General features: G+C 64.4%; 12 protein-coding genes and 1 pseudogene. 8 read left to right on the forward strand and 5 right to left on the reverse strand.

The window, feature by feature from the left end:
- Positions 1 to 57 precede the first annotated feature (57 nt).
- Positions 58 to 942, reverse strand: coding sequence for a LysR family transcriptional regulator (locus OKW28_RS08135; protein WP_429444641.1), 885 nt, complete (start codon positions 940 to 942; stop codon positions 58 to 60).
- A gap of 89 nt (positions 943 to 1031) precedes the next feature.
- Here OKW28_RS08135 and OKW28_RS08140 point away from each other — a divergent pair, with 89 nt between their 5' ends.
- From OKW28_RS08140 to OKW28_RS08150, 3 genes are all read left to right on the forward strand, one after another.
- On the forward strand, positions 1032 to 1361 hold the full coding sequence (locus OKW28_RS08140) for a hypothetical protein (protein WP_429444643.1): 330 nt from the start codon (positions 1032 to 1034) through the stop codon (positions 1359 to 1361).
- A 187-nt stretch (positions 1362 to 1548) separates the two neighbouring features.
- Positions 1549 to 2811 (forward strand): multidrug effflux MFS transporter, encoded by a 1263-nt coding sequence (locus tag OKW28_RS08145; protein WP_429444645.1) that lies wholly within the window; start codon positions 1549 to 1551, stop codon positions 2809 to 2811.
- A gap of 54 nt (positions 2812 to 2865) precedes the next feature.
- Positions 2866 to 4275 (forward strand): DHA2 family efflux MFS transporter permease subunit, encoded by a 1410-nt coding sequence (locus OKW28_RS08150; RefSeq protein ID WP_429444646.1) that lies wholly within the window; start codon positions 2866 to 2868, stop codon positions 4273 to 4275.
- 23 nt (positions 4276 to 4298) lie between these two features.
- Here OKW28_RS08150 and OKW28_RS08155 read toward each other — a convergent pair whose 3' ends face one another.
- Positions 4299 to 5018 carry an SDR family oxidoreductase gene (locus OKW28_RS08155; RefSeq protein WP_429444648.1) on the reverse strand — a complete coding sequence of 240 codons (720 nt, stop codon included), beginning with the start codon at positions 5016 to 5018 and terminating at the stop codon, positions 4299 to 4301.
- Between the two features lie 82 nt (positions 5019 to 5100).
- Here OKW28_RS08155 and OKW28_RS08160 point away from each other — a divergent pair, with 82 nt between their 5' ends.
- Complete coding sequence (locus tag OKW28_RS08160; RefSeq protein ID WP_429444650.1) at positions 5101 to 6051, forward strand: LysR family transcriptional regulator; 951 nt, start codon at positions 5101 to 5103, stop codon at positions 6049 to 6051.
- A gap of 83 nt (positions 6052 to 6134) precedes the next feature.
- Complete coding sequence (locus OKW28_RS08165; RefSeq protein ID WP_429444652.1) at positions 6135 to 6539, forward strand: DUF3224 domain-containing protein; 405 nt, start codon at positions 6135 to 6137, stop codon at positions 6537 to 6539.
- A gap of 80 nt (positions 6540 to 6619) precedes the next feature.
- On the opposite strand, the gene OKW28_RS08170 is transcribed toward OKW28_RS08165, so the two are convergent.
- Positions 6620 to 8887, reverse strand: a complete 2268-nt coding sequence (locus tag OKW28_RS08170) for a beta-glucosidase (protein ID WP_429446890.1) — start codon at positions 8885 to 8887, stop codon at positions 6620 to 6622.
- A 224-nt stretch (positions 8888 to 9111) separates the two neighbouring features.
- On the opposite strand from OKW28_RS08170, the gene OKW28_RS08175 reads away from it, so the two are divergent.
- The 3 genes and pseudogenes from OKW28_RS08175 (at position 9112) to OKW28_RS08185 (ending at position 10999) form a co-directional block, all read left to right on the forward strand.
- Complete coding sequence (locus OKW28_RS08175) at positions 9112 to 9366, forward strand: helix-turn-helix transcriptional regulator (protein ID WP_429444654.1); 255 nt, start codon at positions 9112 to 9114, stop codon at positions 9364 to 9366.
- Positions 9367 to 9373: 7 nt separating this feature from the next.
- Positions 9374 to 9988: pseudogene (locus tag OKW28_RS08180) on the forward strand (hypothetical protein).
- 405 nt (positions 9989 to 10393) lie between these two features.
- A complete protein-coding gene (locus OKW28_RS08185) occupies positions 10394 to 10999 on the forward strand; it encodes a hypothetical protein (protein WP_429444656.1) in 606 nt (201 codons plus the stop codon).
- 81 nt (positions 11000 to 11080) lie between these two features.
- Here the strand turns inward: OKW28_RS08185 and OKW28_RS08190 are convergent, their stop codons facing one another.
- On the reverse strand, positions 11081 to 12391 hold the full coding sequence (locus OKW28_RS08190) for an MFS transporter (protein ID WP_429444659.1): 1311 nt from the start codon (positions 12389 to 12391) through the stop codon (positions 11081 to 11083).
- Between the two features lie 188 nt (positions 12392 to 12579).
- Complete coding sequence (locus tag OKW28_RS08195) at positions 12580 to 13674, reverse strand: tartrate dehydrogenase (RefSeq protein WP_429444660.1); 1095 nt, start codon at positions 13672 to 13674, stop codon at positions 12580 to 12582.
- Positions 13675 to 13790: the final 116 nt, after the last annotated feature.

Here is a 13790-nt window from a genome sequence, read left to right on the forward strand (position 1 = left end):
GTGCTTTATCGCGAGGAGCAGGAGAGGCGGAAAGCGTCGGCGACGTAACACAGCCCGCTAGCTCAACCGCAAACTCCGCAATACGTCGAGCACATACTGAGTCGGACGCTCCACCGGACCCGCGCGAAAGGCCAGGCCCAACTGCCGCCATAACGCCGGGCGCAGCGCACGTGTGACGATGCGCTCGTCGGCCGACGAGCGGCTCGGTTCCTGCGGCAGCAGCGCGGCGCCGTATCCCGCTGCGACGAGACTCTTGATCGCATCCGAGTAGTTGAGCTGGATGCGCGGCGTGGGGTGCTGCCCCGCCGCGCTGAACCATTCCGTCGTCAAACGCGAAAGCCGCGTGGTCGCGTCGTTCAGAATCAGCGGCTTCGCGGCGATCCATTGCGGCGTGATGCGAGCTGGACACGTCCACCCGGCCGGCATGAACGCGACCACCGGATCGCGGCGCCATGTTTCGATCGATAGCCCTCGTAGCGGCGCTTGCGGCAGCGCCACGATGCCCACGTCGAGCGACTCCTGGGCGAGTCGCGTCAGCGTTTCGTGCGAAGTCAGCACGGCGATTTGCACATCGATGCCGGGATGCCCGGCGGCCAGTCGTTCCAACGCCTGCGGCAGCAGATTCGCGATGGCCGCGGTGGAAGCGCCGAGCCGAACCCGTCCGCCGAGCCCTTCCACCTGTCGCCGCACGTCCTCCAGTGCCTGCTCTGCATTGGCCAGCATCTGACGCGCATGGGCCACCAGCGTCTCGCCGATCGCCGAGGCCCGCACCTGACCGCGTTTGCGCGACAACAGCGGCGCGCCGACGCGGCTTTCGAGATCCGCGATATGCAGACTGACCGTGGGCGGCGCGAGATGCAGAACGCGAGCGGCCTCGGCGAAAGAGCCGAGGTCGGCGACGACGACAAGGGTGCGCAGGCGGTCGAGACTGATTTCTCTCATCGGAATGGGAATCGGAATGGCATTGGTCAGAAAAGCTGAATCACGCGGTCAGTAAACTCAACTTTTCCAATCTTACGTGCAGACAGAAGATGGTGGCGCTGGTTTTTTCAACGCTCACCATCGGGGCCATTGGCATGAACTCACCTTCAACCAGAAGTTGCGAGCCGCGGGAGGCTTCGCATCGGCTAGACGCAATATCGGACGACGCCAGGTCGTTACTGCTCGGGCTCGTCTTTACAGGCATCGTGCTGGCTTTCGCCGTGATGGCGATGATCTGGACGGCGTCTCGCCCCCCGCTCAAAGGCAAGGACTGCTCCGGCCGCATCGCAAACGACGAGCATGCGAGCTTCGTCGCGTTCTTCCAGGACCCGGCAGACCAAGGCGCGTTGCTGCGCTCGATCGAGGACTGCGCGAAATGAGCCTCGTTGCGGCGGGATAGCGCGCTCGTCGGCCGCGCCATCCCACACCCCCGCCAGGGACTATCCCACTTCCTGCCATACCACGGGCACAATACGCGGCGATAATGCCGGGGGCATTCGCGCCTTTTCCGTTCGATATCCGAACGCACCGATGCCCGCGCCGCCAGTGTTCCCTTTCGATGCACCCATGAGCCACGCCACCGCCGACCACCCCGCTTCCGCCGACTCCGCCCCGAACTCGCCGCGCTTCCTGCTATTCCTGATCTGCCTGTTCGCGTCCGCCGGACAGCTCGCCATCGACATCTACGTGCCCGCGCTGCCCGCGATGGCGCGCTACTTCGGCACCTCGCCGCAGGCGATCCAGACCAGCGTCACCGGCTACATGGCCGCCTACGCGTTCGGTCAGCTGATCTTCGGTCCGATCGCCGACGCGTATGGCCGCAAGCGCGTGCTCGCGTTCGGTCTGACGGTCTACACGGTCGGCTGCCTGCTGTCGCTCGCGGCGCCCAATCTCGAGACGTTCATCCTCGCCCGCGCATTGCAGGGCTTCGGCATCGCGAGCACGAACCTGCTGGCGAAGGCGATCATCACCGATTCGTTCGCGGGTCAGGCCTTGCTGCATGCGTTCACGTACATGGCAATCGCGTGGGGGCTCGCGCCGATCGTCGCGCCGGTGATCGGCGCGCATCTGCAGACCGCGTTCGGCTGGCGCGCGTGCCTCGTGTTTCTGCTGATCTATTCGCTGGTGATGTGGGCGCTGCTGTGGCGTTATCGCGAGACCTTGCCGAAGCCCGTCCATCTCGAACCGCGCACGCTGACCGCGAACGCGCGCAAAGTGCTCGCGAGCCCCGTGTTCCAGAGCTGCTTCCTCGCGCAGGGCCTGTGCTACAGCATCCTGCTCGTGTTCAACATCGTCGGGCCGTTCATGGTGCAGACCACGCTGCACAAGCCGCCGACCTTCTTCGGCTACCTCGCGCTCGGCATCGGCATGATGTACTTTCTTGGCGGTCTGTCGAATCGCCTGCACGGTCCGGGTCTGCCGAGCGCCGAGCAGCGGCTGCGCGTCGGCGCACGGCTGATGGCGGCCGCGTCGCTTGCGATGCTGCTGCTCGCGCTGACGGTCGGTCTGCGCGTGTGGACGCTCGCGACGCCTGTGCTCGTGATGGGCTTCTGCGCCGGCGCGATGTATCCGACGCTGATGGCAAAGGGCAACTCGCTGTTCCCGCACATCGCGGGTCTGACGAGCGCGATTCTCGGCTGCGCGCTGCTGCTGGTGTCGTCGGCGATGATGGGGTTGGCCGGCTTCGTGTCGGTGCAGGTGCTCACACCGCTCGCGCTGTTCTTCGTGGTCCTCGCGTTCGTCGTCGTCGTGATGGTGACGAAGCTCCTGCGCCATCTTGAGCAGATACAGCCTGCGGCCGCGGCGACCGCGAGCGGCAAGGCAGCGTGAGCCGGCATTGAACATGAGCCTGCGCCGGACCATGATCCGCCTACGCGCGGGGCGATGAACGGCATGCGCGAGCGCGCCTCCGCATCCGCTTCCACGCGGATCGATCCGACCATGTGGAAAGTCGCGGCGGTCGTGTCGATCGGCTCGTTCATGTCGCAGATGGACTCGACGCTGGTCAACGTGTCGCTGTCGGCGATCGGCCATACGCTCGATGCGTCGATCGCTACCGCGCAGTGGATCGTCAGCGGCTACCTGCTCGCGATGGCGTTGATGTTGCCGCTCAACGGCTGGCTGGTCGACCGCATCGGCGCGAAGCGGCTGTATCTGTTCTGCTTTTCGACGTTCACGATAGCGTCGATGCTGTGCGGCGCGGCGCAGACGATCGGCGAGCTGATCGGCGCGCGCATCTTCCAGGGCCTCGTTGCCGGTGTGCTCGTGCCGATGGCACAAATGATGATCGGACGCGTGGCCGGCAAGAACCTCGAGCGGGTGATGGGCTACACCGCGCTACCCATTCTGCTCGGTCCGATTCTCGGCCCGGTGCTGGCCGGCCTCGTGCTCGCGCACGCGAGCTGGCCCTGGCTATTCTTCATCAATGTTCCGGTGGGCGCTTTCGGCGTCGCGATGGCGGTGTTGCTGCTGCCGCGCGATGCCGCCGAGTCGCAAAAGCGACCGTTCGATTTCACCGGCTTTGCGTTGATCTCCCCTGGGCTCGTCGCGCTTGTCTATGGACTTCAGGACGCGCCACGAGCGGTGGGCTTGGCGTGTCTGCTCGCGGGCGTCGCCTTTCTCGCCGGCTTCGTGCTGTACGCGGCGCGCAAAGGCCATACCGCGCTGATCGACGTGCGCATGTTTGCGACACGTACGTTCTCGGTCGCCGCACTTGCGCAGTTCTTCGCGAACGGAATCATGTATGGACGGCAGCTCGCAGTGCCGCTTTTTCTGATCGCGGGCTGCGGTTTGTCGGCCGCGCACGCGGGCGGCCTGCTCGCGGCAACCGGCGTCGGCATGATGTGCTCGTTTCCGTTGCTCGGATGGTTGACTGAGCGGCTCGGCTGCCGCGCGCTCGCGGCGGGCGGCGCACTGCTGGCGTTTCTGAGCACGCTCGTGTTTCTGTGGCTGAGCGTTGATTCGTTCTCCGCCGGATGGGCCGCGGTCGGTCTGTTCTTTGCGGGCGTCGGTCAGGGAACGATCAGCGTGCCGTCGATCTCGGCCGCGTATTCGTCGATCGGGAGAGAAAGGCTCGCGGTTGCGAATACTGCGTTGAACATCGCGCAGAGAGTGGGCGGTCCGTTCGCGACGACGCTGCTTTCGATGGTGATAGCGTCGACGTTGCACGGTGTTTCGGGTGCACAGCCCGGCCGCTTTCTGCCGACGTTCGTGCTGCTGGCCGGCCTGCATTTGTTGTGCTTCGCGGCGGCGATGTTTCTGCCGGTTCGCGTTCAGCGGGCGAAGAACGCCTGACCACGCATTCCCGCGCCCGTGCTTCACAGTAGTCGCAAGCCGCCGTCACACTCGATCACCGCCCCCGTCATAAACGTGTTCTCCAGCAGAAACTGCAGCGCGTGCGCGACATCGTCGGCCTGCCCGACGCGCCGCACCGGTAGCGTTTCGCTCTGCTGCCGAAACAGCTCACTCTTCACGCTCGCGGGAAATCTGTCCCACCACGGCGTATCGATCACACCCGGCGACACCGCGTTCACGCGCAGCGGCGCAAGCTCGCGCGCCAGCGTGCCGATCATGCTTTCGAGCGCGCCGTTGATCGCACCCAGACCCGCCGTGCCCGGATTCGCGATGCGCGCCGAAATCGCGGTCAGAAACGTCAGGCTGCCGTCGCGACGCAGGGTGGGTAGCGCGGTCTGCGCGGCTTCGAGCTGCGGCCAGAACTTGGCCTCGAAGCCACGCCGCAGCGCGGCCAGATCCAGTTCGGCAAACGGCCCCGCGCCTTCGCCGCCCGACAGCGTCATCACCAGATGATCGATCCGGCCGAGGCCGCCGAAGAAGTGTCCGAGCGCCGCGCGATCGGCGCAATCGAGCGCCTCGCCTGTCACCTGTCCACCGATGCCAATCAGCGCATCGTCCAGTTTGGCGCGGTCGCGCCCCACCGCGACGACGCTCGCGCCAGCCGTCACGAGCCGCTTCACCAGCGCGAGCCCAATGCCCGACGAGCCACCTAGCACCACGACCTTCTGATTTTGCCAGTCCATGTCATTGCTCCTGAGTGTGAACGGAAGACCTCGTGGCAGTAGAATGCGCGGTGCGAGCCCATCACTCAAATCGTTTAATGTCATGGCCAACATCATTGAAAATGATTTTCGCCGCTTCGACCTGAACCTGCTGCTGACCTTCCGCGCGCTGCTGGAAGAGCGCAGCGTCACGCGTGCCGCGCAGCGGCTGTTTCTTGGGCAACCGGCCGTCAGCGGCGCGCTGAAGCGCTTGCGCGAGACGTTCGGCGACGAGTTGTTCGTGCGCACGCCGCAAGGCATGACGCCGACGCCGCGCGCGCTCGAACTCGCGCGGCAGATCGAGCCGTTCCTGCAATCGCTGCATCAGGCGCTCACGCAGCCGTCCGTCTTCGATCCGGCCCGCGCGCAGCGGGTGTTCCGCATCGGCCTCAGCGATTCGCTCGAACTGCTGCTGATGCCAGAGATCATTGCGCGCCTCTCCGACACCGCACCCGGCGTGAAGCTGATCGCGCGCTCCACAGATTCGACGCGCGCCGCCGCGATGCTCGACGATGGCGCCATCGAACTCGCGGTCGGCGTATTCCGCGAATGCGTGCCGTGGCAGCGACTCACGCCGCTGTTTTCATGGCGCTTCGTGAGCGTCTACAACCCCCAGCTCGTCAGGACGCGCCGCAAGCATTTGTCGATGGACGAGTTTCTGCGCCACCGCCATGTGCTGACTTCGTTCAGCGCCGAGCTGCGCGGCTTCATCGATGAACGACTCGAGATGCAGGGACTGAAGCGCGACGTCGTGTTTTCGAGCTCGAACTTCGCGACCAGTCCGTTCATCGTGCAACGCACGGCGGCGATCGCGACGGTGCCGGAGTTCATCGGCCGCGTCTGGCGCGATACGCTCGGTCTCGCGCTGAGTCCGCTGCCATTCGAGGTGCCGGACTACGAGGTTTCGCTGATGTGGGCCGCGGCGCACGACCAGGACCCGGCGCTCGCGTGGTTGAAGCGCGAGTTCGCGGACGCGTTCGGCACGAGCGACGGCACTGCGCGTGCAGAGCACTGACAGCGACGTGTGCTACGGTTCGGAAGCGTCACGGTTCGTTTCGCTGCTTCGCCGTCGCCCGTTCAAGCCAGGAGGAAATTCCGATGACTCACCACGTCGCAAAAGGCACCTTCATCGTCTCCCTTCAACCGATGCCGTTCGAAAACGCGGAGGCCGAATCGAAGCTCGGCCGCATGTCGATCGACAAGCAGATCTCCGGCGATCTCGCCGCGACCACCCAAGGGCAAATGCTGAGCGCGATGACGAACGTCAAAGGCTCGGCCGGCTATGTCGCGCTCGAACAGGTCACTGGCACGCTGGCGGGCAAGCAGGGCACGTTCGTGCTGCAGCATATCGGCGTGATGAATCGCGGCGCAGCGGCGCTGGCGGTGACGGTCGTGCCGGATTCAGGCACGGGCGAGCTGAGCGGCATTGAAGGCGAGTTCAAGATCGACATCGTCGACGGCGCGCATTCGTACGAGTTCGCTTATCGTCTGCCCGGCCACTGACATGCCGAACGCGTGCCGGCGGGATACGGCGCTCGACCCCGTACCCCGCTACCAGGCTTTCCAGTTCAAAACCTCAGCGCTCAATGCCCCGCGATCGTCACCACTGCCGTCAACGCATTCGGATCGCGCGAAGAAGCCCCCGCGATCATCTGATAGACGCCGCCGTTGAGCTTCCACACGTGGTTGGTCGCGTCCCACGTCGACAGCAGCTTCGGCGCAATCGATACGCTGACCTGCTGCGACTCCCCCGCCTGCAGCGCGACCTTTTGCCAGCCGACCAGACGCTTCGGCGGTTCGCCCAGACCGCTCGGCAACGCGGCATAAACTTCGGCGATTTCCGCGCCCGAGCGCGAGCCCGTATTCTTGACGGTAAAGGTCACCTTCACGTTGCCACTCGCATCCACTTGCGCGTTGAGGCCCGAGTAGCTGTAGCTCGTGTAGGACAGCCCATAACCGAACGGGAACAGCGGCGCGATCTGCTTGCCGTCATACCAGCGATAACCCATGAAGAGCCCTTCGCTGTAGGTAACGGTGGTATCGGTAGCCGAGATCGTCGGTTGCGGGAGATCCGGGTCCTGCATCGGGAACGTGATCGGCAATTTGCCGGACGGGTTCACGGCGCCGAACAGCAGATCGGCAATCGCCTGGCCGCCCTGCACGCCCGGATACCACGCTTCGAGCACGCCGTGCACGTTGGATAGCCACGGCATCAGGACCGGGCTGCCGTTCTCGAGCACGACGATCACGCGCTTCGCTTGCGCCGCGACCGCGCTGATCAGCGCGTTCTGATCGTAGCTCTGGTTATAGCTGTCAGTCGTATTGCTCGGCAGGCTCAGGCTCGGCAGATCCGCGCCCTCGCTTTCCCATTGCGTCGCGAACACGATCGCCACGTCCGCCTTCGCGGCGGCGGTCGCCGCTGTCGCCGCGTTCGTGCCGTCGACGAAGGTCACGCTCGCGTTCGGCGCCTTCGCCTGGATCGCGGCCAGCGGTGCCGACTTGTACCACGTCGCGCAGGTGCTCAACAGCGGCGACGGCGACACGCAACCGGACACCGCGTTGCCCGCGGCCGCCGGCACCGCGCCCGAGCCTCCGCCCGACAGCACGCCCGCATCCGCGTGACCGCCGATCACCACGATCGACGATAGCCCCACCGCGTTCAGCGGCAGCACCGGTTGCGAATCGACGCTCGCCACCGCGTTCTTCAGCAAGACCGACGATTGCTGCGCGACCTGCAACGCGAGCGCATTGCCCGCGGTTTGATCGACGCTTCCTCCGGTGGTTGGCGGCGAATCGAAGACGCCATAGCGAATCATCGTGCGAAGCTTGCGCTGAACCATGTCGTTGAGTCGCGACATCGGCACGCTGCCGGCGTTGACCGCGCTCGTCAGCGCGGTGTTGAAATACGACGTCAGCGTAAAGCCCGGAATCGACGCTCCGCCGCCGAGATCGCCAGGCTCTTCTTCATCGAGGCCAGCCAATGCCGAGGCGACCGTACTGTGCGTGGCTGTCCAGTCCGACTGCACCACGCCCTTGAAGCCCCACTCGTTCTTCAGCACGGTGGTCAGCAGATACGGGTTTTCGCACGCGTAAACGCCGTTCACCAGGTTGTACGAACACATCACGTTGCCGGGCGTTCCCTGCGTGACGCCGAGTTCGAACGCGAGCAGTTCGGTTTCGCGCATCGTGCGTTCGTCGACGACCGAGTTGCTGGTCATGCGGTTCGTTTCCTGATCGTTCATCGCGTAGTGCTTGATCGTCGCGATGACGTTCTGCGCCTGCGTGCCGATCGTGCGCGCGGCGCTCAGCGTGCCGGTCAGTACCGGATCTTCGCCCATGTACTCGAAGGTGCGGCCGTTGCGTGGTTCGCGCGCGAGATTGACGCCGCCACCGAGACCTTCGCCATAGCCGAGCACGCGCAACTCGGTCGCGATACGCGCGCCATATTGGTTCGCCAGCGTGGGGTCCCAGCTTGCCGCGAGCGCCACCGGCGCGGGCAGCGCCGTCGCGTTCGAGTTGACGACATTGACGCCGCCGGCCGAATCGGCCATTGCGAGGCCCGGAATGCCGAGCCGCGCGATGCCGGGAATGTAGCCGGCTCCGTTGACGCCGGCCGGATACGGACCGCCGAGTCCCGCGTTGGGGATGCCCACGCCGTGCACGAGCTGAATCTTTTCGGCGGTCGTCATCTTCTGGACGAGCGCGGCGGCACGCGCATCGGCGCGCGCATCGGGATCGGACGGCAACGGCGGGTCACTGATGTTGCTGCCATTGCCGCAGGCGGCGAGCACCAGCGCGACACCGCAGGCGATGGCGCTTGCGGCAAAGGGTATCGTCAGCTTCCTTCTCATCATCTCGCTCCGTGTTGTCGTTGTCGGTCATGTGATTTGCATTGCGTAACGTTGTATCGACGCGCTACCGGCACGTGACGCGTCCTGTTACGCTAAGCGCTCGTGGTAATGCGCCGAAAGAAATTCTAGGGATGCGCCCGAAACGCGCTTGACCGATAGGTGCAGCACTTGACCGATGAAGAGTCAGGAAAACCCGCAGACAGGTTTCGACCGGAGGAGGCAAAGTGGATTTGCGTCAGAAGTCCGTTTCAGCGCGCATCTATCGAGGGTTGCTCGACGCGGCGGAGTGCAAAACCTTCAGCGACGTGCTGATGCAAATGCGTATCGACGAAGCACGCATGCTGCTCGCGCATACACCGATGTCGATCAGCGAGATTAGCGAACGGGTCGGCTTTGCCTCGACGACGGCGTTTGCGCGGTTTTTTACGCGTGCATGTGGGGCGCCGCCGGCGCGGTATCGGGGGCGATGCCGGGTGTGATCGTCCTATGATGAGCATCGATCAGGACATGACTCGACTGTTCGGTGTCGTGGGGGCGATCGTTTCGCTAGTCGCGTTTCTGCCTTATGGCCTTGCGATCTGGTGCGGCACCGTACGCCCGCATCTGTTCACGTGGCTAATCTGGTCGGTCGTCACGGCGATCGCGGCCGTCGGCCAGTTCGTCGCCGGTGCGGGTCCTTCGGCGTGGTGTACGGCGGCGATCGCGGCCACCTGCTTCTTTGTTCTCGTATCGAGCGTCTTTCGGGGTGAACGGCAGCGGACCGCTTTTGATTGGCTTTGCCTTGCCGCTGCCTTGTCGGCTATTCCGCTCTGAACACTCACCAATGATCCGACGTTGTCCATCTGTCTTGTGACGCTGATCGAACTCGTCGGCCTCGCGCCGACGGTGCGCAAGACTATTCGTGATCCGTGGAGCGAGAGTCTCTTGTACTTTGCGCTCTGTGTTTTTAAATATGCGCTCGCGATTCTTGCGCTGCCGAAATGGAGTGTGGCCGTGGCGTTTTATCCGGCGGTGAATGTCGTGGCGGCAAGTGGGGTTTGTTTGCTGATGGTGGTGCGGCGTCGACGGGTGCGAGCGTATTCCGAGGACAAGGTTCGGTGAGGGGCTGCCGAAAGACAGCGCCACGACTCGCAGCGCGCGATCTGAATGTGCCTTCCTTTTGTCCGATATTCATCAGGTCGCCGCAAGTAGCATCGATTACACTGGTTTTCGCTATGCGACTTTCAGGCGTGGCTGACCCACGAAGTCACCATTGCGCGGACTTTCGTGCATCCCTTCCGCACGTATCCGCCGACACCGAGCGAAATACGACTGCTTGGTGAAAGCGTTTCGCCATTCACCACTTTGGCCCACCCCTGGTCCCTCACGCGACGGCGACCAGGTATCGCTGCGGCCATTTCACATCGACTATTTTTGCTTCATTGAATCAGGCGCCTGATCCGGCAGCCGATAGGCCCCTTGCACGCCGCGATTTCACGCGCCTGATTCGCTGACAAGGAGATGAAGATGAAGACCCGGCAATTAAGCATTTGGTCGGCTGTAGCCGTTGCACTTCTGTCGCTCAGTGGCACCGCGCAGGCCGGTGGTGATGACGGCGACCGGGGCCGTGGCGGTAGCGGCGGTCTTTGCTCGAACGCAACGCTAAAAGGACCCTATGGGTTCATCGGTCACGGCGTGATCCTTGGGTTGCTGGATTCGAGCAACGTGCTGCATCCGTTCGCCACCCAGTCGATCCTCGATGACGTCGCCCTCGTGACATTCGACGGCAACGGCAAATTTACCCGCACCGATTTCGGGAGCATCAACGGCGTGCCGAAAGGTGGGCAGATAACCTTCAATCCGGCGCAGAAAGGCACTTATTCGGTGAACTCCGATTGCACCGGCACCATGTCGATTGTCTATACCGCCGGAGGACCCGTGCCAGCCGGCGTCGTGACCGACCTGAACATCGTAGTCACTTCGGACGGCACGCAGATCGAATCCGTCGTCTATCGGGCGAGCATCCCGTCGGCCGCGTCGGCCCCCGACGGCTACAGCTGCCCGATGGATTGCGTGCAAGGTGTGCAGGAGGCGTTCGAAGGGAAGAAGGTTCTGGTCTACGGCTTCCGGTAGTGGGGTACTGACGTATCGGATGAATTCGCGGTTGCCGCCGGCTTTTCAACCGGCGGCGCGCTCGCTTCATCGGTGCTTCGCTCAATGCCCCGGCCGTTCGCCCACTGCGACCGGCGCATGCTTCGTCTGCCGGCTCAACATCAGCGTCACGACCGCCGACACCGCCAACGTCGCCCCGACCACGTAAAGCCCTGCCGTATAGCCGCCCGTCACGTGCTTGAGCCAGCCGATCGCAAACGGCCCGACGAAGCCGCCGAGATTGCCGATCGAGTTGATCATGGCAATGCCCGCCGCCGCCCCGGCGCCCGACAGGAACATGCTCGGCATCGCCCATAGCGGCGCCTTCGCGGCGCTGATTCCCACGTTCACGACGACGAGCGCAAGCACGATCATCAACGCGGTGGTCGCATTACCGGCGAACACGAAGCCGAAGCACGCAAGCGCACACGGAATCACGACATGCCACGTACGTTCGTCGGTGCGATCCGAGTGCTTCGCCCATAGCACCATCGCGATCACCGCCAGCACGCTCGGCACGCCGGCGAGCAGCCCGGTTTCGAACGTGCCGAAACCGTATTGGCGGATGATCAGCGGCGCCCATAAGCCGAGGGTATAAAGTCCCGCCGAGGTGCCGAAGTAGATCAGCGCGAGCGCGAGCACGCGCGGATCGCGCAACGCGCTGAGCGCGCCGGCCGTGTGGCCCGCATGCGCGTGCCGCGCGTCGGCTTCGAGCTTCAGCCTCGCGATCAGCCAGTCGCGCTCTTCGGGCTGCAGCCACTCGGCTTGCGCGGGCTTGTCGGTCAGATACTTGAGCACGCAGAAGCCGAGGATGATCGCGGGCAATGCTTCGAGTATGTAGAGCATTTGCCAGTCGACGAGTCCGGCAATCGGCGGCAGCTTCATGATCGCGCCGGAGATCGGCGAGCCGATCGCGGTCGAGATCGGCGCGGCGGCCATGAACCATGCCGCCGCGACCGCACGCTGCCGCGCCGGAAACCACAGGCTCAGATACAGGATGATGCCGGGAAAGAAGCCCGCTTCCGCGACGCCGAGAATGAAGCGCAGCGCATAGAAACTGGTCGGCCCGACGACGAACGCCGACGCGAGCGACACGAGCCCCCACGACACCATCACGCGAGCAATCCAGCGCCGCGCGCCGACCTTGTGCAGGATCAGGTTCGACGGCACTTCGAACAGAAAATAGCCGATGAAAAAGAGCCCGCCGCCGAGGCCGAACGCGGTCGGCGAAAGACCGATCGCCTTGTTCATCGACAACGCGGCAAAACCCACATTCACGCGATCGAGAAAGCTCACGAAGTACAACAGCATGACGAACGGGATGATCCGCAGCATCAGCTTGCGGGACACCCGGCTTTCGAGTTCCGAAGTCATTGTCTCCTCCTGCGGCGCGCGGCAGTGGACCGCGCGCGAGCCTCGCGCCGGCCGACGTTGGGCCGAGCTAGTCGAGTCAAGGTTGGGTGCCGGCCACGTGATGGCCAGGGTGTAGACCGCGCGCCTGGTTTGCGCCTGGTTTGCGCCCGGTTCCGCTCAGTCCGGTTCAGTTCGCGCGAAGCCGGCGCTCAAGCCGCGTTTGCCGCGGGCGTCGCCGCCCGCTCGATGAACGCGCACACGGCCGCCGTCACCTGCGCGGTCGTGGCCGTGCCGCCGAGGTCGCGGGTATGCAACGCGTTGTTCGCGGTGACCGCCTCGACGGCCTGCATCACGCGCCTGGCCGCGTCGAATTCGCCGAGGTGTTCGAGCAGCATCACGACCGACCAGAACGTGCCGACCGGATTCGCGAGCCCCTTGCCCATGATGTCGAACGCGGAGCCGTGGATCGGCTCGAACATCGACGGATAGCGGCGCTCCGGATCGATGTTGCCGGTCGGCGCGATGCCGAGGCTGCCGGCGAGCGCGGCCGCGAGGTCGCTGAGAATATCGGCGTGCAGATTGGTGGCGACGATCGTGTCGAGCGTCGCGGGACGATTGACCATGCGCGCGGTCGCCGCGTCGACGAGTTCCTTGTCCCACGTGACGTCCGGAAACTCCTTCGAGATTTCGAGCGCGATCTCGTCCCACATCACCATCGCATGACGCTGCGCGTTGCTCTTCGTGATGACGGTCAACAGCTTGCGCGTGCGCGACTGCGCGAGGCGGAACGCGAAGCGCATGATGCGCTCGACGCCGGCGCGCGTCATGATCGACACGTCGGTCGCGGCTTCGATCGGATGGCCTTGATGCACGCGGCCGCCGACGCCCGAATATTCACCCTCCGAATTTTCGCGGACGATCACCCAGTTCAGATCCTCGGGCTTGCAGTACTTCAGCGGTGCGTCGATGCCGGGCAGGATGCGCGTCGGGCGCACGTTCGCGTATTGGTCGAAGCCCTGGCAGATTTTCAGTCGCAGACCCCACAGCGTGATGTGATCGGGAATGTCCTTGTCGCCCGCCGAGCCGAACAGGATCGCATCTTTGTTGCGGATCGCGTCGAGCCCGTTGGCCGGCATCATCACGCCGTGCTGGCGGTAGTAGTCGCCGCCCCAGTCGAAGTTCTCGAACTCGAACGTGAAGGCGTGCGTGGTCTTCGCGAGCGCCTCGAGCACCTGCGCGCCGGCCGGCACGACCTCCTTGCCGATGCCGTCGCCGGGGATGGTTGCGATGCGATAGGTCTTCATGTCTGCGTCCTGTGCTTGGGGAATGGCGTGAGTGGACTCTAGCGCGATCCCACGGGTAAAAACCGGTGCTAAACTCAAAGCATCTTTAACTTGCATTCACAAATGCGAAGGCACGG

It is taken from the genome of Paraburkholderia sp. 40 (genome assembly GCF_050434105.1).
In the GTDB taxonomy this organism is placed as follows: domain Bacteria; phylum Pseudomonadota; class Gammaproteobacteria; order Burkholderiales; family Burkholderiaceae; genus Paraburkholderia; species Paraburkholderia tuberum.